General features: G+C 43.4%; 17 protein-coding genes. 10 read left to right on the top strand and 7 right to left on the bottom strand.

Annotation, left to right across the window (positions count from 1 at the left end):
- The first annotated feature begins 238 nt into the window (after window positions 1–238).
- Window positions 239–610: a hypothetical protein gene (locus AC58U0_RS16875; protein ID WP_497380143.1), complete on the top strand. Its 372-nt coding sequence runs from the start codon at window positions 239–241 to the stop codon at window positions 608–610.
- A 75-nt stretch (window positions 611–685) separates the two neighbouring features.
- Here AC58U0_RS16875 and AC58U0_RS16870 read toward each other — a convergent pair whose 3' ends face one another.
- Together AC58U0_RS16870 and AC58U0_RS16865 are read right to left on the bottom strand one after the other, a co-directional pair.
- Window positions 686–1300 (bottom strand): YitT family protein, encoded by a 615-nt coding sequence (locus AC58U0_RS16870; RefSeq protein ID WP_497380142.1) that lies wholly within the window; start codon window positions 1298–1300, stop codon window positions 686–688.
- 342 nt (window positions 1301–1642) lie between these two features.
- Complete coding sequence (locus AC58U0_RS16865) at window positions 1643–2572, bottom strand: DMT family transporter (protein ID WP_497380141.1); 930 nt, start codon at window positions 2570–2572, stop codon at window positions 1643–1645.
- Window positions 2573–2820: 248 nt separating this feature from the next.
- Here AC58U0_RS16865 and AC58U0_RS16860 point away from each other — a divergent pair, with 248 nt between their 5' ends.
- The 4 genes from AC58U0_RS16860 to AC58U0_RS16845 all read left to right on the top strand — a co-directional run bounded on the left by AC58U0_RS16860 (window position 2821) and on the right by AC58U0_RS16845 (window position 6770).
- Window positions 2821–4224 carry a spore germination protein gene (locus tag AC58U0_RS16860; RefSeq protein WP_497380140.1) on the top strand — a complete coding sequence of 468 codons (1404 nt, stop codon included), beginning with the start codon at window positions 2821–2823 and terminating at the stop codon, window positions 4222–4224.
- A gap of 11 nt (window positions 4225–4235) precedes the next feature.
- Entirely contained in the window at window positions 4236–5324 is a 1089-nt protein-coding gene (locus AC58U0_RS16855) for a GerAB/ArcD/ProY family transporter (RefSeq protein ID WP_497380139.1), read from the top strand.
- Window positions 5317–6438 carry a Ger(x)C family spore germination protein gene (locus AC58U0_RS16850; RefSeq protein WP_497380138.1) on the top strand — a complete coding sequence of 374 codons (1122 nt, stop codon included), beginning with the start codon at window positions 5317–5319 and terminating at the stop codon, window positions 6436–6438. The genes AC58U0_RS16855 and AC58U0_RS16850 overlap by 8 nt, the downstream gene beginning before the upstream one ends.
- A gap of 113 nt (window positions 6439–6551) precedes the next feature.
- A complete protein-coding gene (locus tag AC58U0_RS16845; protein ID WP_497380137.1) occupies window positions 6552–6770 on the top strand; it encodes a hypothetical protein in 219 nt (72 codons plus the stop codon).
- Here AC58U0_RS16845 and AC58U0_RS16840 read toward each other — a convergent pair.
- From AC58U0_RS16840 to AC58U0_RS16825, 4 genes are all read right to left on the bottom strand, one after another.
- Complete coding sequence (locus AC58U0_RS16840; protein ID WP_497380136.1) at window positions 6767–7261, bottom strand: hypothetical protein; 495 nt, start codon at window positions 7259–7261, stop codon at window positions 6767–6769. The genes AC58U0_RS16845 and AC58U0_RS16840 overlap by 4 nt on opposite strands.
- A gap of 103 nt (window positions 7262–7364) precedes the next feature.
- On the bottom strand, window positions 7365–8816 hold the full coding sequence (gene katA, locus AC58U0_RS16835) for a catalase KatA (protein WP_497380135.1): 1452 nt from the start codon (window positions 8814–8816) through the stop codon (window positions 7365–7367).
- A 91-nt stretch (window positions 8817–8907) separates the two neighbouring features.
- On the bottom strand, window positions 8908–9129 hold the full coding sequence (locus AC58U0_RS16830) for a hypothetical protein (RefSeq protein ID WP_497380133.1): 222 nt from the start codon (window positions 9127–9129) through the stop codon (window positions 8908–8910).
- 115 nt (window positions 9130–9244) lie between these two features.
- A complete protein-coding gene (locus AC58U0_RS16825; protein ID WP_497380132.1) occupies window positions 9245–10126 on the bottom strand; it encodes an NAD(P)-dependent oxidoreductase in 882 nt (293 codons plus the stop codon).
- Window positions 10127–10301: 175 nt separating this feature from the next.
- Here AC58U0_RS16825 and AC58U0_RS16820 point away from each other — a divergent pair, with 175 nt between their 5' ends.
- The 3 genes from AC58U0_RS16820 to AC58U0_RS16810 are packed head-to-tail and all read left to right on the top strand — an operon-like array spanning window position 10302 to window position 12960.
- Complete coding sequence (locus AC58U0_RS16820; RefSeq protein ID WP_497380194.1) at window positions 10302–10631, top strand: PadR family transcriptional regulator; 330 nt, start codon at window positions 10302–10304, stop codon at window positions 10629–10631.
- A gap of 16 nt (window positions 10632–10647) precedes the next feature.
- Window positions 10648–11370, top strand: a complete 723-nt coding sequence (locus tag AC58U0_RS16815) for a pentapeptide repeat-containing protein (RefSeq protein WP_497380131.1) — start codon at window positions 10648–10650, stop codon at window positions 11368–11370.
- 60 nt (window positions 11371–11430) lie between these two features.
- Entirely contained in the window at window positions 11431–12960 is a 1530-nt protein-coding gene (locus AC58U0_RS16810; RefSeq protein WP_497380130.1) for an MDR family MFS transporter, read from the top strand.
- A gap of 160 nt (window positions 12961–13120) precedes the next feature.
- Here the strand turns inward: AC58U0_RS16810 and lacZ are convergent, their stop codons facing one another.
- The gene (gene lacZ / locus AC58U0_RS16805) at window positions 13121–16264 is read right to left on the bottom strand and encodes a beta-galactosidase, LacZ type (protein WP_497380129.1); all 3144 of its coding nucleotides are present in this window, start codon (window positions 16262–16264) and stop codon (window positions 13121–13123) included.
- A gap of 134 nt (window positions 16265–16398) precedes the next feature.
- Here lacZ and AC58U0_RS16800 point away from each other — a divergent pair, with 134 nt between their 5' ends.
- Window positions 16399–17259: an AraC family transcriptional regulator gene (locus AC58U0_RS16800; protein ID WP_497380128.1), complete on the top strand. Its 861-nt coding sequence runs from the start codon at window positions 16399–16401 to the stop codon at window positions 17257–17259.
- Window positions 17260–17340: 81 nt separating this feature from the next.
- Window positions 17341–19257, top strand: a complete 1917-nt coding sequence (locus tag AC58U0_RS16795) for a PAS domain S-box protein (RefSeq protein WP_497380127.1) — start codon at window positions 17341–17343, stop codon at window positions 19255–19257.
- Window positions 19258–19568 lie beyond the last annotated feature (311 nt).

The raw sequence follows: 19568 nt of genomic DNA, 5'->3' as shown, positions 1-19568 counted from the left end.
CCTCCCCTGCACTTAATTCTATTTTGAACTAAAGACAGTGTATTGTCCAATCAAAAGATTTAATCCCTTCTCTCAATATCGCTTATAATGCAAGATTAACGTCTAATTCAATTCCGATCATCCCGAGTATTACGCTAAGTTTAATTTATTTTGATTAAAAGGTAGGCTTCTTCCACGAACAGGGTAAGTTTTCTATAAGAACAACCTTACCATCACCTTGTATAAGGAGTGATTCTTCATGAGCCGAATGATTCAAGCCTATTTTCACACTGAAAATCAAGCTGAGGATGCAAGGATTCTACTGCTGAAGTATAGTCCGGACATGCTCGAAGTTGGCAGATTACCAGACGGCTACAATGGCACCGGACGTGTACTGCTGCCTTTTGTAGACGGAGTTGGAACTGGCGGAGAAACGAATCTGAACAATGGTGTCGGAATTGTAGGTGTTATGCCAACAGTCGAGACACATTCTTCGGATGCATATTGGGATAAGAATGAGGATGAAGATGCTCTTCATTATGTACTTTCAGCCAAAGTCAGCGATGCCGATTATCCGGCTGCTGTTGATCTTCTTCGCCGCAATCATGCCCATATGGAGAAAATCGATTAAGACAAAAAAACGCGTTCTCTACGATTGTAGGGAACGCATTTTTTTGCATATTCCAAACAGTATTTCAGTGATTTTTCATTTCATCGTACAAAGACTTGTCGCTATCCCGCCTGCGGTAATTGTAAGGATGGAAAGCAGGAATGTTTCAGCCGAAAGCAGCAGTCCTCCTAGGCATATAATCATACCATCGATTATAAAAACAATTATTCCCACATTGATAGGAACCCATTTTGAAAAATATTGAGCCAGCAAGTCCGTCCCTCCGGTACTGGTTTCATAACGCAGCATGATTCCTATTCCAGTACCTACAATAAATCCGCCGATCAATGAACTGCTAAATGGTGTTAAATCCACATAATATAAGAAAAAATCGCGGTATGCCCCTAAGAAATCGATAACGAATGAAGAAAAAAATAATCCATACATGCTGTTGTAAAACATGTCACTGAAATGGAACCACACCAAAATAAAAATAGGAATGCTGCACAAAAACATAACAAGTCCCACTTTGAGTCCAAATAAATAATTGATAATAAGAGCAATTCCAATGAGCCCGCCATCTAGTACCTTAAAAGGCATAAGAAAAAAATTGATACCCATTGAGATCAGTAAACTCCCCAAAATGATTGCTGCATTTTTTTGTAACGAAAGCAAACAAACCAGCTCCTGTAAAAGGCTTGTCTGATTCATATGCTGTTAACTGAAATAAAAGAATCTAATCTTTTGAAAATGAAAGTTAAACGCAGCAGGCAACCGCTAAAAATGCGGGCTGCCTGCTTATTTATGATTTCCATCTCTGATAAGAAATTATTTGGTGGTCGGGAAAACTCTAGCTACGATCTCTTTAAACTGATCAACAAAACCGGCTACAGGTCTTCCCTGTTGAACATCAAGTACATATGAGAGCCTTTGGTTACAAACATCTTACACCCCTTATCTGTTTTATTCTTAATATGTTTGTGTTTAGTATGCTATATTCATCTACATCATTTGAAGAAAATCGATTCAATGAAAAACCTAGCGGAAACCCCGCTAGGTTTTTGCTATCTCTATTCTTGCGCCTTTCGTTTGCTGCTTCTTAATTGCATAATTCGTGATATACACCCCAACCACGATCCAAATAGCCCCTAAAAGATGATACATCCTTAACGCTTCCCCCGTAAAAGCAGTTGCAAAAACGGCGCTGAACATCGGAATCAAATTCAGAAAACCCGCACAACGCTGAGGTCCAGCAAGCTCAATGGCACGATTCCAGCTCAAGAAAGCAACAATCGAAGCAAATAAACCAATATAAATAAGTCCTGTTACAAGAGGTGGACTCCAGTCAACATGCGGCGACTTCAGCGCCCATTCCACTGCCGAAAGCGGAAGCAGCAGCACTAAAGCCACAGTCATTTGAATCAATAAAAAAGGACTGGATGGGAATCGTCCTGACATCTTTTTCATACCCACCGAATATAGAGCCCAACACAGAACCGCCACTAGCATGAACAGGTCGCCTTTGTTAAAGGAAAGACTCAACAGCGCCGACACACTACCTCGACTAATAATCCAGCTCACACCGGCCATGGACACCACAATTCCAGGTAAAGCTGACCAAGCGAAGCGCTCTTTCATAACTAGCCAGGTTAAAAGCACAACTATGATGGGTGTAGCCGAATTCATTAACGAAGCATTAATCGAGCCTGTATATTGGACAGCCACATAGGTTAACGTATTGAATCCGGCAACACCGGTTGCCGACAGAAAAAGGATCATTTTCCAACTGCGTAGAAACTCAGATCTTAACTGCCAAGCCTGCCTACCGAAGAAAGGAAGAAGACAAATAAAAGCAATACTCCAACGTAATGCAGCTAGCGTAATCGGTGGAATGTGAAGGACAAGCGCCTTGCCCGCAACAAAATTGCCTCCCCATATACATGTGGCGAGAACTAGCAGAATGTAGGGAGAATGTTTGATCATATAGATTCGAGCTCCTTTTTTGTATATCTATTGGATCATTCAGTTATTAACTAATTCAGTTATTCATTCATCACTTATTCATTCATCATGATAACATATGATTTAACCCAAATGGCGATGTATGGAAAATAAGACTCAGGATTGGGATCGTTTCCGTGAAGTCGAATAGCGAATTCGAAAAAGAAACATAATAAAGAATGGAAATATTGGGCAATCCTGAATCACAGTGAGGAAGGAGATCGATAAGTATGAACGGAGACATGACGTTTGGGGATGGTCTGCTAGAGCAAACCTTGCAGTTGCTCTGCGATTGCTCCGATTTATCTCATCTGCATCTCCCGCTTCCGCAAATTGATATCATTTATTTCGGTCACCTTGTCAGTACAGAGACTTTAAGAAAAGATGCCATAGAGCCTTTCAATAGTAAGGACGCTAATATGGTCGCTATTCTGAGCCAGTCTTCGTATATACCTAAGCTGCAAGCAAGCGAGCTAGTTACAGGCATTTTGGGTGGAAACATCGCTATTTTCTATAAAAATAGAGGCTACTTACACGAAGCTTACGCGCCTGAATCTCGATCCATCCAAAATTCAGAGACAGAAAGCGTCATTAATGGTCCCATGGATTCATTTACTGAATCGCTAAATACAAATTTGTCGTTGATACGGAGGCGCATCAAGGATTCTGGATTAAAAGCGATCACTTTCACCATCGGTACAAGAACAGCGACGACGATGGTTCTGCTTTACTTAGAGGAACTTGCAGAACCCACACATGTGCAGCAGTTAAGCGAAATGATTGATAAGCTTGATATCCAAACGATCTATGATACAAATACACTTTCACAACACTTAACACCTAACAAACTATCGATTTTTCCGCAATTCTTGACAAGTGCTCGACCTGATCATATAGCAGACAAGCTGACAAGCGGCAAAATAATCGGGCTTCTTGACGGGAGTCCGTTCGCTTTCAGTGCGCCTACCTCGTTTATTGAATTTTTCTCATCGCCAGACGATTATTATCAACCGTGGCCTGTTGCCTCTGCTATTCGCATTCTACGCTTCATTGCCTTATTCATCACAATTTGCTTCACTGCATTTTATGTATCTCTAGTTACTTATCATTATGAAATGATTCCGCCATCTCTATTATTAAACTTAATGGAATCACGCAATAAAGTGCCGTTCTCGCCTCTTCTAGAGGCCATTGTCATGGAAATGACTATCGAGCTGCTTCGTGAAGCAGGCGCACGCTTACCTACCAAAATCGGTCCAACCATCGGTACTGTCGGCGGGATCGTCATCGGACAAGCAGCCGTCCAGGCTGGTATTACTAGTAATATCCTCATTATCTCGGTTGCAATTTCGGCTATCGCCTCCTTCGTCATACCAAGCTATATCATGAGCTCTTCCATACGCTTACTCCGATTTGGGATCATTATTATGGCTGGTCTCTTTGGAAATTTCGGACTGGTGTTTGGACTCAGCTTTATTATGATTCAACTTTCTGGTTTAAACATGTTTGGCATCTCTTATCTATACCCAATTGCACCGTCGAAACCAAGTCGTTGGTTAGAACTTATTATCCGAGCACCTATTCATATTTTGACCAAACTCAAAAAGCCTCCCACCAATAATCCGAACGAATGAAGGAGACACTCATGCGCGCTAAGCTTCCATTTTATCAGACCACTATTATGGCAAACTTCGCTCAAACCGGTGTCGTCGTATTCAGCCTTCCTCGGCTATTATCAGAGAATATCGGTACAAATGGGTGGTTAGCTTTACTTATCTGTTCTTCCGTTGCCGCTTTCAATCTATTGCTCATTTCATTCGTTTATCGATTTGCTAAAGGAAGATCTATTTTTGAAATTTCACAATCTGCTTTACCGAAAATCATTTTAGTTCCATTTTTCGGGGTTCTAGCTGGATTATGGGCAATTCTAGGCAGCTTAGTTGGGAAAGAATTTATTTTGATTCTAACATCGTTATCTTTTCCCTCGCTCCATCCCGCCTACTTGTATATTTTGTTTGAGATTCTTGTTTTCTTGCTTTTAACCAAGGGCATTATGAGTATCTCAAATACCGTGGTCATTTCTTTTTACTTCATTATTTGGAATATTTTGCTATTGATTTATGCTTATGAAGATTTTGAACTATCGCGAATGACTACCTTTTGGTTTAAGGAGGCTACTCACTCATTCAAAGGATGGCTTCAAGTTTACATAGCCTTTCTGGGTTATGAACTTAGTCTTTTGCTTTTTCCTTATACCAATGAAAAAACACACTTGATCCGTGCTTTTCAAATTGCAAATCTGATCACCACATTTACTTATACGATAGTTGCATTTGCTTCCTTTGGCTTTTTCAGCCTGCATCAACTTCAACATATGAAGTTTCCTATACTCAGTTTGCTCTCGTATGTGGAACTTCCCTTTGTGAAAAGAATCGATGATATCGTATTTAATATCACTTTGTTCCGAGTTCTCATTACAAATGCCCTCTACGGTTGGGCAGCGATTGAAACGATAAAATGGATCCTGCCAGCCTCAAACAAGCAGTGGATCCCCTATGTTATTTTCGCTATTTTCCCAATAACTGCCTTGTTTGTCATACCATCAGCACTTGAAAAGACAGAACATTGGTTAAACCTGTTTGGATTATCTGAAGCAGGAGTTGCTTTCTTGCTGCCGATCTTTCTAGTCGTGCTCCTTTTAATTAACAAGTATCGAGGGCGGAAATATGCGTAGCTGGGTTATGGTTGGCGTACTATTGTGTCTCACCGGTTGTGTCGAACAAAATCGTATTGAGAAATTAGGCATGTCTGATACCGTTGCTTTGGACTCTGTGTATGAAAAGAATGGAAAACTTTCTGAAACGGACGTGTCTACGGCTATCTCTATCCCGAAATCAGGAACTATGGACAATCAGCAAGCAGACATTCTACAAACGATAGCTGAATCCCCTAAAGACGGGCGGATCAAAATGTCTCGTAAAATTAACAAAATCCTTGTTTCAGGGCAATTGAGAAGTATGCTGTTCGGGAAAGACTTGGCTAAACAGGGGATTTGGAAGGAACTTGATTCCTATCGCCGCGATTATACCGTTGGAGAAAAGTTGAAAATTGTCGTAGTTAACGGCAGTGCCGTAGACATGTTGACCCATAAATATGCACAAATACGATCTATCGGGAGTCATATTGATCAGTTATTAACCCAAGAGTCCAAAATCCATGAGGTTCCTGACGTCACTCTTTACAGTTTCGCACGCGACTATTTTGACGATGGCATTGATCCAATCGTTCCTATGCTTGCTTTGAAAGGTGATAATGTTGAAATCGACGGAATCGCCCTTTTCAAAAAAGATCGATACATTGGCAAAATCAATGCAGAACAAACCGTACTGTTTGCTATTCTTAATAAAAACCTAAAAATGGGTGAATTCGATATTACATTCATGGATCGTTCATCTGGACAGAAAGAAAGTGTGATGATTACTTCAATCGCGAGCAAGAGAGAAGTGATTGTAAACAAACAGGAACGTACAAGAACTGTACCCCAAGTCGTTATCCGTATTCGATTGAGTGGCATTATTTTGGAATACACAGGAAAATCGACGTTCAAAAAACCGGAAGAGCAAAAAAATTTAGATCAGGATTTGTCCGAAGCCATTCGTGAACAATTACAAGAGATCGTTAGTCATGTGCAGCGCAGTGGCGGGGATAACTTGGGTATTGGCACTTATGTTCGAAACAGTATGAGCTATGAGAAATGGAACAATTTGAATTGGAAATCCATTTACCCCCGTGCAGATATCCGTGTAGAAGTAGACGCCACAATTCGTGACTACGGCATGATTCGATAGCTTTCACCTTGAAAGCCGCGATAACCGATCCAGACTCTTTTAACGTTAATGTTCCTGTGCTAGAATCAGAGGAATGGCTTAACGAGACAAGGAGCACGGAGGTGAAAAGCCCAATGAACAAAACACTGTCAACGGATATGGAATTATTCGCGGCTGCGCTATCGCAAGTTACTGTAGCTGTCATTCAACATACAGCGGATGACATTCCCGTATTCATTGCTTCAGGCGTGATAGAAAAGTATACGGCTCATTCCGTAAAAATTGGCGCAACGAGTTATTTGCGGGATGAAAGCGAGTTCCGCATTGATGAACGTTCAAGCCGTCTGTCTTAATAAAAGGTCACTTCACAATAGGAACCTAGGGGAATCAATTCTTGTAAATAATCGTACATAGCCCTTTTTTCCTTATCATGGAGCAATCTAATTGCATTGAAATCAAAATGAATGATACTATCCGCAGCTTGATATCTGTTAAATGTTAAACGACCATACGGAAATAACCGATTTATCGCATCTAAGATGCCATATTGATTCAAATTTCTCCGCATCGCTGTTTGGATGATTGCTGTCGGTATTTCTTGCAGTTGTGGGACTTTATCGGGTTGAACCGCGCTGTATGCCTTGACTTGAAAGTTGACATAGGGATATAAGTAACCGCTTGCAAAATGCTGTAGGCTTTGAGCATCCTTCTCGGGTAAATACAAATCTCCAGTCCAAGCGTAGATCGTTGCTTTATGCTTTTCAGGTGTATGAATTCTTATATATCTTAAATGCGGAAAACGATTTCTTACAAGTTTCTCGGACAATAAACGAGTTCCCACCATGATCACCTCTTCGGATTATGCCTTGCTCGCTTTAGCATATGCCATAGAAAAAAGACAGCTATCCTTTTGTGGCGAAAAGGTAGCTGCCTCTCACTATTTCATTTCATTCCGGTATGGATAACCCGAGACCCTCTGCCACGCGGATCCCATATTCGGGATCTGCCTTATAGAAATGACCAATCTGTCTGAGCTTAATTTCATCCGACTCCACAGGTTTCATTGCACCAACAATCGTTTGAACAAGACGGGTACGTTCCTCTTCACTTAACAAGCGGTATAAATCACCAGGTTGCGTATAATGATCATGATGATCATAGGGAACACTGTCCGCCGACCCAGACACTTCGTAGGGTGCAGGTTTGTCCGCAGGCGTCTCCTTTGGTCCGCCAAGGCTGTTCGGCTCGTAGTATACGGAACCCCCACCATTGCTATCCGCACGCATTTGACCATCACGCTGATAGTTATTCACTTCACTCCGCGGGCGATTTATTGGCAATGCCTGATGATTAGCCCCTACCCGGTACCGATGTGCATCTCCATAAGCAAACAATCGTCCTTGCAGCATTTTATCAGGTGAAACATCGATTCCTGGTACGAGTGTCCCTGGCGAGAATGTAGCTTGCTCTACCTCAGCAAAATAATTATCCGGGTTGCGATCCAGCACCATGCGCCCAACTTCAATTAAAGGATAGTCTTTCTGTGACCAAACTTTCGTGACATCAAAAGGATCAAAACGATACGTATCCGCATCCTCAAGAGGCATAATCTGTACACACAGCTTCCAGGCTGGGAAATCTTCTTTATCAATCGCATTAAACAAGTCCTCGGTATGATAATCCGGATTGTCGGCCGCGAGCTGTGCAGCTACATCTGGCGCTAAGTTCTGAACGCCTTGTTCGGTTTTAAAATGATATTTCACCCACACACCTTCACCCTCGGCATTGACCCATTTGAACGTATGACTGCCAAATCCATGCATATGCCTCAGCGTTGCGGGAATACCCCGATCGGACATTAGTATCGTCACTTGATGCAAAGATTCAGGAGATAATGACCAGAAATCCCAGACGGCGTTTGGATTTTTCAAATGAGTTTGTGGGTGTCTTTTCTGTGTATGAATAAAGTCAGGGAATTTAATCGCGTCGCGTATGAAAAACACAGGCGTATTATTGCCGACCAAATCATAATTCCCTTCATCGGTATAAAATTTCACTGCGAATCCGCGCGGGTCCCGAACCGTGTCCGAAGAACCATTCTCACCCGCCACGGTCGAAAATCGAACGAACAGCGGTGTTCGTTTGCCTACCTCTGAGAACAAGCTTGCTTTCGTATGCTTCGTCAAATCTTGTGTGACTTCAAAATAACCGTGCGCTCCCGCACCTTTGGCATGAACCACTCGCTCAGGTACGCGTTCTCGGTTAAAGTGTGCCAGCTTTTCTAAAAGGTGGACATCTTGTATCAACGTCGGCCCCCGTGTCCCCGCCGTTATCGAGTTTTGGTTGTCCCCAACCGGAGCTCCCCAGCTGGTCGTAAGCTTGTTTTTTTCTGTACTCATTTTCGAATCACCTCTTCAGTAAAATGTTGAAACTCAGCGTTAAGCGCTCTCATCGCTTACAGGATTATGTATGTGACAACCTTCCATTTCCCTAATTCATATGTATTCGAGAACCTGTCATGATATGATGCTGCGTCCATGCAAGCTCGGTTTTCGTGCTAATAGGTCTTGCTGCTTCCACGAAAGCGCGTTTTTCGCGCTTTCGGCTCAATTCCCCCTCCGGCCGCGTCTTCGTAAGTACCTTTTTCGCGCTTTTAGCTATTGCTGCAGCCCCGATGTCAGCGCTGTTTTCATCTGCACCGATGGAAATCATAGTTGCAGCGCGGATATCAGGCCTTATCTCGGTCACCCAAAAGATATAAATGATCTTACAAAAAAAACATCCCTCACGGGATGCTTGCTCTCCTTCAATAGCTCACTATCTCGAGCTATTTATCAATAATCTTAAACAACGCTTGTGTACCGCTGTCTTCTTCCCCGCTTGCTGCTAGCTGCTCATAAAGGGATTTCGCCAGGGTTAGTCCGGGCAGCTCCACCTTCATTTCCGCAGCAGATTGAAGCGCGATCTTCATATCTTTGATGAAGTGCTTCACATAAAAGCCTGGAGCAAAATTCCCAGCGATGATGCGGGGGGCCAGGTTACTTAAGGACCAACTGCCCGCCGCGCCCGACTCAATGCTTTTGAGCACAGTCGAAGGGTCGAGTCCTGATTTCTTCGCATATACGAGCGCTTCAACAACGCCCATCATATTACTTGCGATTGCGATTTGGTTGCACATTTTGGTATGCTGGCCTGCACCCGCTTCTCCTTGGTAGACGATATTGGTGCCAATCTTCTCAAAAAGCGGCAGCATGGTATCAAAAGCTTCACGCGAACCCCCAACCATAATCGATAATCTCGCTTCCTTAGCTCCAATATCACCGCCCGAAACAGGAGCATCTAGTGAAAACACATGTCGCGCGAGTGCTTTTTCATAAATCTGTTTGGCCAGCATCGGACTTGACGTTGTCATATCAATTACATAGCTGCCCGGCTTAGTGTTAGAAAGAATGCCATTTTCGCCTAAATAAATCTCTTCTACGTCCTTAGGGAAGCCTACCATTGTAATAATTACATCACATTGCTGCGCTAATATTCCCGGTGAATCCTGCCAGTGAGCCCCCTGATCCAACAGCTCTTGTGCCTTGGATTTCGTTCGATTATATATATGTACCTCGTAGCCTGCTTGAATAAAATGGCCCGCCATACTTTTGCCCATGACACCTGTTCCTACTAAGCCTACAATCGTTTGTGCCGGATTGATTACCACAATGAATGCCACCTCTCATTTTAACAGTAACTGATTTCGAATATGTTCCATTCTTAAGTTATCACCGTCTGTGCATCTGGTCAAACTGAGCTCCTACCTAAATGTGTAACGAAAATAAAATTACTTTGACAGACATAGTATTGTCTTGTATATTATAATATAGGAGGTGAGGGTTATCGTTGACTTGAAAATAACGTCTGATCTTATTCGAGGACACACCGACAGCATTATTCTCAAATTGCTAATTTCCGGAGATAAATATGGCTATGAAATTTCAAAGCTGGTGCAAGTTATTTCAGGCGGGGAATATGAACTGAAGGAAGCAACCATGTACTCCAGCCTCAAGCGACTAGAACAGGAAGAAAGCATTACCTCCTACTGGGGGGACGAAACGCAAGGCGGCCGTAGAAAGTACTATCGCATTACCGATAAGGGCAAAGAAGCTTTTAAGATCAACAAGTTAAATTGGGAACATGCGAAGACCATTCTCGATTTGCTCATTTAGAAAGGCGGTATGATGGATGAAACCAAACCCGAGGCTCATTGCTTATTTGAATGATGTTTTTTCACATTATGAAGATTTGAGACCCATCCAGGAATTAAAAGAAGAGCTTTTAACTGATTTGCAGGAAAGACTCCAAGATCTGAGAAAAGATGGCTTCGATGAAGAAGCTGCCTTTCAAAGGACGATCGCTTCCATCGGAGAAATATCCGAGTTGATCGAAAGCATTCATGCAAACACCACGAAGCTCCAACAAATCATTGGCATTGATTTCTCTATGCAGAATTTGCAAAAATCCGACCTAAAGTCTATCCAAGTGCATGATGGCAAGTTCAATTACAGCAACCTGCAAGATTCCGATTTCAGCCATTCAGACTTAACCAATGCTTCCTTTAAGTGCAGCAACTTAGATCGGGTAAAGTTCGACGGTGCTAATTTGACAGGAGCGAAGATTTCGAAATCCAATCTTAGAGGAGCCAGCTTCAAGAATTGTACGTTACACCTTGTGGAGTTCCGTTCTTGCGATTTAACTGGTGTATGTATGGATAACCTAATTTTTACAAGAACTACTTTTCAACATTCAGATCTCAAAGGAACATCGTTTCGAAATACCACATTTCAAAGCTGTTCCTTCAAAGCTGATGTCAAAAAAACAATTTTTGATGGCGCCAAGATGGATAGAGGCACCTATGCTTTGTTAAAAGGGTTTAAAGCCAACTTAAGTCATGTTACGATCATTTAGTAACCCACCCCATAGATAAAAATTAAATCGGATTCAGAGAAAGTGAGGAAAACAATCATTATGGTTGCGCAAAACAAAAACAAAGGCTTAGGCATTGTCATCGCCGGGCTATTGCTGGGTATCCTAATGGCTGCCATGGATAATACCATTGTAGCCACAGCCATGGGCACCATCATCGGTGAATTAGGCGGATTGGATAAATTCGTTTGGGTCACTTCGGCTTATATGGTGGCGGAAATGGCCGGCATGCCGATATTCGGCAAACTATCCGATATGTACGGACGCAAAAAGTTTTTCATCTTTGGTGTTATCGTGTTCATGCTTGGATCTATTCTTTGTGGAACAGCAAGTTCGATTATAGAGCTCAGTGTCTATCGCGCTATTCAAGGTATCGGCGGCGGCGCCATGCTGCCGGTTGCTTTCACGATTATGTTCGATGCCGTTCCCGTAGAAAGCCGCGGTAAACTAGGTGGACTGTTCGGCGCTGTGTTCGGCATGTCCAGCATTTTCGGACCCCTTCTTGGCGCATATATGACAGATTATGTGAACTGGAAATGGGTATTTTACATCAATCTCCCTCTTGGTTTAATCTCACTTATTTTTGTAGCTTTCTTCTATCGCGAATCCGTTGAGCATTCTAAACAAAGAATCGATTGGTGGGGCGCTTTGACACTCGTTGGCGCCATCGTCTCCCTCATGTTCGCTCTGGAATTGGGAGGCAAGGAATACGCATGGGATTCAGCATTTATCCTTGGTTTATTCGCCTTGTTTGCGGTGTTGACAATCATCTTCGTCTTCGTAGAACGTCGGGCTGCCGAACCTATTATCTCTTTTGCGATGTTCAAAAATCGTTTGTATGCATCAAGCAATGCCGTTGCCATTTTTAGCGGTGCAGCTTTTATCACAGCATCTGTCTATATCCCAATTTTCATTCAAGGTGTATTAGGCGGGACCGCTACCAATTCGGGTTTAGTTCTTCTTCCTATGATGTTAGGCTCCGTCGTAACGGCAACAGGCGGCGGTTTCTTAATGAATAAAATGAGTTATCGCGCGATTATGATTCCAACGACCTTCCTCCTTATTGTCGGAACAGCTCTCTTGACTACGTTATCGCCAGAATCCCCTCGTTGGCTTGTCACGATCTACATGATCATTATCGGACTTGGCATCGGGGCTTCCTTCTCCGTATTAAGTAATGCTGCCATTCATCTGTTCGAGCCACGGCAGCGTGGTTCAGCCTCATCAACACTGAACTTCCTCCGCTCCTTGGGGATGACGCTGGGTATCACCGTATTCGGAATTGTTCAGAGTCATGCTTTAACGCGAAAGTTGACCGATGTTTTTGCTGGTCAAGGTCAAACGGGAGCTGCCATACCAACCGGAGACTCACATACGCTGCTTGATCCCGCGAAACGAATGGAGATTCCTGCACCTGTTCTTGAGAAAATCACAACCGCATTATCGTCTTCCATCGTACTCACCTTTGCTTGGACTATTCTTCCAGCTGTTCTTGCCTTCGTTTGTGCCATCGCGATGAGTAAAGAGAAGCTGGATCCAGCCCAAGAAACCGAAGCAGCTATGTCACATTAAGCAAGGATAAACGACTCCGTCGTCCCACTGGGACGAGCGCGTTTGTCAAGGTAGATGCGAAGCAAAAGTATAAAACTTATACTTTCTTATCTACTTAAAAAAAGTGCCACTTCAACTACAGCAATCTGTAGATGAAGCGGCACTTTTCATTTCCAATTGTTTAAATTCCTTTAAACGTGAATGAGTACGAATAATTACGGTTAGCATACAGCGTGAACTCAGGGTGTGTTCTTGCTCCCCAGCTGTCATCCCCGCCGACGCCCATTTGCTTATAGTTCACTCGCAGCACGACTTTGTCGCTAACCGGCAGCTTATACGTATGGTCATGAGCTTCCAACTCGGAAGGTAAATATGGCAGAGCATTCAGTTCAACGGTAGGCAGTCCTGTAATGCGTAGCCCACGCCCGTTCGCATCTGTCAACGTTGCCCAGCGCACATCCGTTTTATTGCCGCATTCCTGCGGGCGTAAATATGGCACGAACTGTTCTTCAACGGTACCGCTGTGCAAAGCTAGTTTGGCTCCGGCAGCTCGGTCCCAATAGTTCTCGTGTGGTCCGCGGCCGTACCAGCTCAATTGCTGGAAGGAGCGGTCTAATTGGAAGAGTACGCCAATCTCCGGAATTTCAGGTAAGTGAGTTCCAGGTGCGAGCTCCATACGTACTTCTACTTCGCCGTTTGGTGATACTGTGTAAACCAATTGCACCTCGGAGGTTGGTTTCGTTGCTAATTCAAAGTGAACGCGCACCTCGGCACGGCCATCGCCAATCGATTTAGCTGTCAAATATTGCAGCACTCTTCCGCTGCCTGCCTCTTGCCATGGCGCGCAGCGAATGTGATGCTGGTTGCCGCGATCGTTATCGGTATAAGCACGCCAGAAATTAGGAGCAGGACCTGTTAGGAACAACTCGCTTCCCTCGTACACGTAGGAGGTGATATCACCGGTTGCAGCATTGAATTGAAGAGAAAAATTGCCTCCCTTAAGGCTTATTGTTTCCTTTGTTGATGCAATTTGTACAGCTTCTAGAGTGGACAAGGTCGCCGCGGATTCTTGGACAGCCTTTTCAGAATAAGACCAAGCCGCTTTACGAACTGGAAGTAAGAACTGCTCCCAAGCGATTTCATGTCCTTTCTGCGCCCAATTCGTATCCGCTTTCAGTTGTAGACTGATCGTCAGTACAAACTCATCTTTCGGCAAAATGGCTTCCATGGGATCTAGAACCAACTCAATAATAGCTGTTTCTCCTGGCTTTACAGTGAATTGTCCACGTTTAGCCTCACCCACAGACTCACCATTACGTGCGATGGACCATATCCAATCAAACTCACTCAGATCTGTAAATAAATATTGATTCGTCACCTTCACTTGGCCACTAGCAAGATCGAGCGCTTCGAACTTCACATTCTGGTAGCATTTCTTCACTTCATAGATCTTCGGTGATGGTGTACGATCAGCGAAGATTAATCCGTTTCCACAGAAGTTGCCATCATTCGGTGTATCCCCGAAATCGCCGCCATAGGCTTGATAGGTAACACCCTCAGGTGTTGTTGTCCGGATCGATTGATCGATCCAGTCCCAAATAAAGCCGCCTTGGAGAACCGGATACTTGTCAAACAACTCCCAGTACTTAAATAGATTGCCGCATGAATTCCCCATCGCATGGCTGTATTCACACAGAATGAACGGTTTCTTGGGATTATCTCTCGCGTATTCTTCGATTTTCTCAATTCTGCTGTACATCTGACTTTCAATATCCGACGCCGCGTCCGATGCGCGGAAGTGGAAAACTCCTTCGTAATGTACAACTCTGGATGGATCTGCTTCACGTAAGAAGTCGTGCATTTTAATAAAGTTATCACCACCGAAAGCCTCATTACCTAGCGACCAAATCACAATCGATGGATGGTTCTTATCTCTTTGCATCATCGAATTCGCCCGATCCAGCACAGCTCCTGTCCATTCCGGCTTACTTCCCGGAACGGCGTCTGCTTCAACGTCCGATCCATAACTCCATGAGCCATGTGTCTCGAGATTCGTTTCATCAATCACATACAGCCCATATTGATCGCACAGTTCATACCAGTACGTATTGTTTGGATAGTGTGAGGTTCTCACAGCATTGATATTATGTTGTTTCATGAGCAAAATATCAGCAAGCATGCTTGCTTTATCAACAGAACGGCCACGATCCGTATCGAATTCATGACGATTAACCCCTTTGAACACAATACGCTCACCATTGATCTTCATCAAACCGTCTTGGATTTCGAATTTACGGAATCCAACCTTGCAGCTTTCCGTTTCCAGAAGTGAGCCATCCTCATCTTTTAAGCTCAAAACAAGTGTATATAAAGTAGGCTTCTCCGCGCTCCATTTTGCAGGCGAATCCACCTGGATGGAGAGCTCTACTTCCTGTTTATCAAGGCCACTTACATTTACTTCTAAGGAAAGAGGCTCCTTCCATAGCGGCTTTAACTCACTATCATAAAGAGAAGCTTCCACACGGCGTGTACCGCTGCTAAGTCCATCGTAATTTGTGACTTTTGCTTGAATACACAGCTCCGCATTTTCAAAGGAATCGTCCAGATTCGTCAGCACCTTGAAATCTGAAATATGCGTCGTTGGCGTGCTATACATATATACATCGCGGAAAATGCCGCTTAAGCGCCAGAAATCTTGATCCTCCAACCAGCTCGCATCACTCCAACGGTAAACCTCGACGGCAAGCTTATTCTCACCCTCCATCAAGTAGGGGGTAATATCAAAATCCGCAGGTGTAAACGAATCCTGGCTAAAGCCTACTAAATCGCCGTTTACCCACACATAAAAAGCCGATTCAACCCCTTGAAAGCTCAGATATACAGGTTGATCTGCCCATGCTGCCGGAACCGTAAAGCTGCGGGTATATGAACCCACAGGGTTATACTTTACAGGAGCAAACGGTGACTTCAAGTCTTCATGGCCCACCCAAGGATAGATGATATTCGTATACTGTGGAAAGTCGAAGCCTTGCAGCTGCCAATGGGATGGCACGGCGATATCCGCCCAACTGCTGCAATCATAGTCGATCTTGTGAAACTCTTGCGGACGGCCTTGCGCATTCTCAGCAAAATGAAACTTCCAAGTTCCATTTAATGATTGGTAAGAATCGGACGCTTCACGAACCCCAGCAAGTGCCTCTTCTTCGGACTTGTAAGGCATTAATGTGGCATGAGCTTCCATGCGGTTCAATTGAAAAATCTGAGGATTATTATTCCATTCCGGGTATCCATTTGCAGGCGGTGTATATTTGAATTTTTTAGCCATCTCTTGAATTCCTCACTTCTATAGGTTATATAAATTTCTTCAACTCCTTCTTATTGTACAAGACAATAATTTCTTTTAAAATATAAGATAATACGCATCTCATATTAAAAAATGAAAGAGATGAACTAAGAGCGATGGCTACCGATTACAGGAAATTTTTCGTCATTACAGAAACGGATCGAAAGCTTCCTCTCATCCTGGAAACAGTCGGTTACGAAAATGAACAGCAGTTCTACAAGCGAGAAGAAGGTTATCCCTGCTTCCATTGGCTCCAAACGATTGAAGGCAGTGGAGAGATTATCCTAGAAAGCGGATCCGTCAGGCTGAGTGAGAATCAAGGTATGCTCCTGCCTGCTGGCGTCCCGCATGAATATAACATCACGGCCGCCAAGTGGTCGACGTGGTATTTAACCTTCGATGGTGCGCTTGCTGCCTCCATTGTATATGCCTTAGAGATACCGTTATCCACACCAATCAGTTGGGGCATGGATACCCCACTCGCTAGTATTCATGAATACTATTATGAAAAGTACCGCTACAGCCATGACTTCACAGGCATGAATGGTTCACTTGAAATCTATCAATTCCTGACACTGCTCAAAAAACACGGCAACGTAAATAAAAGCGCATCCTTTTCCCAAAGTCACGAGCGCTTACTGCCGCTTTTGTTGGAGCTTGAGATTAGCTTCGCATCTTCCGATGTAGGACTCGGATGGATGTCTCAGCTGCTTGGCATAAGCTCTCAACACGTCAATACATTGTTCCGCAAAGCATTCGGTCTCTCTCCTTACCAATACTTACTGCAGCTGCGCCTACAGAAGTCCAAGGAATTGCTTATCGCTCAGCCTAATCAAACCGTGAAACAGATCGCTGACGCTACCGGCTTCCTCGACGCTTCGCATTTCATCTCGACATTTCGCAAATCTGTCGGTTTGACGCCCGAAGTTTTCAGAAATCAATACAACAAAAAGAACCAATCAGAAGAATTCCGTTAGTTTGAAAGCCCTTGATATTCGTTTTCGTTTCAAAAAAAGCTTATGATGGTTATATATGGGTAAAAAGATTGGGGGCTAATGATGAGCAGCTTACAACTCGATAAACATCGTTTCTTCGAGCAGATGGTTCAATTCTCTCCTCATGGGATCGCTTGTTTATCCTTAGACGGGTCCCTACTGAAAGTAAATCCAGCATATTGCTCGATTCTGGGGTATTCGGAAGATGAGCTCGAGAAGCTAAACATTCGTGAACTCACCTTTCCAGATGATTGGCTCCACTACTCTGATCAAGTTCAAAGCTTGATAACTCGTCTGACTTCTTCTTTTACCATGGATATACGATATTTGCACAAGAATGGTGGCATCATCTGGACATCTGTCCAACTCACATTCGTTTGCGATACTCAAACCGGGTCCCCTCTGTATGGTATCGTTCATATGACGGATATTTCACAGCTCAAGTCCATCGAACAAAAACTGCAAGAGTCCATCGATCGATATACACCGCTGAAAATGCATACACATGATGCCGTCATTTCACTTGATTTGGACGGAATTATTGTCAATGGTAATGCGCGGGCACAGGAACTATTAGGCTTCTACAACAATGAATTCGTAGGAATGCCTTTTTCCAGATTTGTAGGTAAAAATAATGTGAAACAAATCCTAACGGATTCCCTGTTAGATGCTTCCATGGAGAAGAAGATTGACCATATTCGTCAAATCAATGGTCATATTGTAGAAGTACTGACGACGATTGCTCCCATCATCATGAACGAAATGAATGTTGGGTTCTATATCATTGCCAAGGACATGACAGAACAGAAGAAATTAATGATTGAGAAGGAAACAGCTGAGAATACGAATAAAGCGAAGAGTGAATTTCTGGCGATAATGAGCCATGAAATTCGGACGCCGATGAATGGTGTTATCGGAATGACAGACCTTTTGCTTCAAGCGACTACATTAGACGATGAACAAAAAGAGTACGTCGAAATTATTCATAAGAGCGGTGAAACGCTGCTTCGTATCATTAATGACATTTTAGACTTCTCCAAAATCGAATCCGGTAAAACGGAATTACTTGAAATCCCATTTAATATCCGAGATGCCATTTCAGAAACGTTTAACATATTATCGACCAAAGCGGATGAAAAGCGGTTATCCACGACATTTACAGTAGATCCCAATGTCCCGCACTCTTTGGTGGGTGATTCAGAACGGTTGAAGCAGGTTCTTATTAATCTGATTGGCAATGCCATCAAGTTTACGCCATTCGGCGGAATCTCCGTACATGTCAATAAACGCATACAAGAAGATCACATCATACAACTGGAATTTATCGTAAAAGATAGCGGAATCGGTATTCCAGCGGATAAAAGAAGCTATATCTTCGAGCCTTTCAATCAAGTCGATCATGTGATGACACGCAAATATGAGGGTACAGGGCTTGGCTTAGCGATATCGAAAAAGCTGGTCCGACTCATGGGCGGCGATATTTGGGTAGAGCCTACTGACGATCCGGGTACTACGATTATGTTTACCATATGTCTCAAAGAAGATCATTACTCAGATGAATATCAGGCTTATACGAATGAAGGTATAACGCAGGCTTCTTTACACATACTCATCGCCGAAGACAATGCCATTAACCAATTTGTTTTAATAAAAATGTTAGAGAAGCAGGGACATCTCATTGCAGTTGCTGCTAATGGGGAAGAAGTTGTGAAGACCGCCTTAAGGGACAATTTTGATATTATATTTATGGATCTCCAAATGCCGATCATTAACGGATTAGATGCAACCGCAATGATTAAACAAACACTCCCGCCAGAACGATGTCCCATGATTGTCGCTGTAACTGCGAACGCCTTAAAAGAAGATCGCGATAAATGCCTCGCTGCGGGCATGGATGATTATTTGAGCAAACCGATCAAAAATAAGTCTCTTCTGGCTATTATCGAGACCTATATGGAGAACAAACGCTTTACTGGCTAGACCGAAATGGGCGAATCTATGCTGCCAACATACCTTACTCACCCGTAGCATTGTTGTATGTTGTACAACATTTTGCAAGCAAATCCACGTTTTTCACGCGATTGTTGCAGAAAATACAACATCTTCAGCTTTGCTTGCTCAAAACAAGGAAATTGTTGTACGTTGTACAACTTCCTTTGCGAATTCCCCATTTCTCCCATAAATCAGGACACAAAAATGACTATACTAAATACGTAGGGAATTCGGGGGAATTTCCACTTACCCCAAACCAAAACCAAGACAAAAAAACCGCCGCGGCGGTTTGAAGTTTC

This window comes from Paenibacillus sp. J31P190 (assembly GCF_059692075.1).
The sequence above is the reverse complement of the archived record's forward strand: the minus strand, read 5'-3'. Positions and strand labels throughout refer to the sequence as shown.

Excerpts from the sequence above, each read along its gene's own strand:
- AC58U0_RS16860 (WP_497380140.1), top strand. The coding sequence starts at position 2,821 with ATGAACGGAGACATGACGTTTGGGGATGGTCTGCTAGAGCAAACCTTG.
- AC58U0_RS16850 (WP_497380138.1), top strand. The coding sequence starts at position 5,317 with ATGCGTAGCTGGGTTATGGTTGGCGTACTATTGTGTCTCACCGGTTGT.
- AC58U0_RS16865 (WP_497380141.1), bottom strand. The coding sequence starts at position 2,572 with ATGATCAAACATTCTCCCTACATTCTGCTAGTTCTCGCCACATGTATA.
- AC58U0_RS16845 (WP_497380137.1), top strand. The coding sequence starts at position 6,552 with ATGAACAAAACACTGTCAACGGATATGGAATTATTCGCGGCTGCGCTA.
- lacZ (WP_497380129.1), bottom strand. The coding sequence starts at position 16,264 with ATGGCTAAAAAATTCAAATATACACCGCCTGCAAATGGATACCCGGAA.
- AC58U0_RS16795 (WP_497380127.1), top strand. The coding sequence starts at position 17,341 with ATGAGCAGCTTACAACTCGATAAACATCGTTTCTTCGAGCAGATGGTT.
- AC58U0_RS16875 (WP_497380143.1), top strand. The coding sequence starts at position 239 with ATGAGCCGAATGATTCAAGCCTATTTTCACACTGAAAATCAAGCTGAG.
- AC58U0_RS16815 (WP_497380131.1), top strand. The coding sequence starts at position 10,648 with ATGAAACCAAACCCGAGGCTCATTGCTTATTTGAATGATGTTTTTTCA.
- AC58U0_RS16830 (WP_497380133.1), bottom strand. The coding sequence starts at position 9,129 with ATGATTTCCATCGGTGCAGATGAAAACAGCGCTGACATCGGGGCTGCA.
- AC58U0_RS16855 (WP_497380139.1), top strand. The coding sequence starts at position 4,236 with ATGCGCGCTAAGCTTCCATTTTATCAGACCACTATTATGGCAAACTTC.
- AC58U0_RS16870 (WP_497380142.1), bottom strand. The coding sequence starts at position 1,300 with ATGAATCAGACAAGCCTTTTACAGGAGCTGGTTTGTTTGCTTTCGTTA.
- AC58U0_RS16840 (WP_497380136.1), bottom strand. The coding sequence starts at position 7,261 with ATGGTGGGAACTCGTTTATTGTCCGAGAAACTTGTAAGAAATCGTTTT.
- AC58U0_RS16800 (WP_497380128.1), top strand. The coding sequence starts at position 16,399 with ATGGCTACCGATTACAGGAAATTTTTCGTCATTACAGAAACGGATCGA.
- katA (WP_497380135.1), bottom strand. The coding sequence starts at position 8,816 with ATGAGTACAGAAAAAAACAAGCTTACGACCAGCTGGGGAGCTCCGGTT.
- AC58U0_RS16810 (WP_497380130.1), top strand. The coding sequence starts at position 11,431 with ATGGTTGCGCAAAACAAAAACAAAGGCTTAGGCATTGTCATCGCCGGG.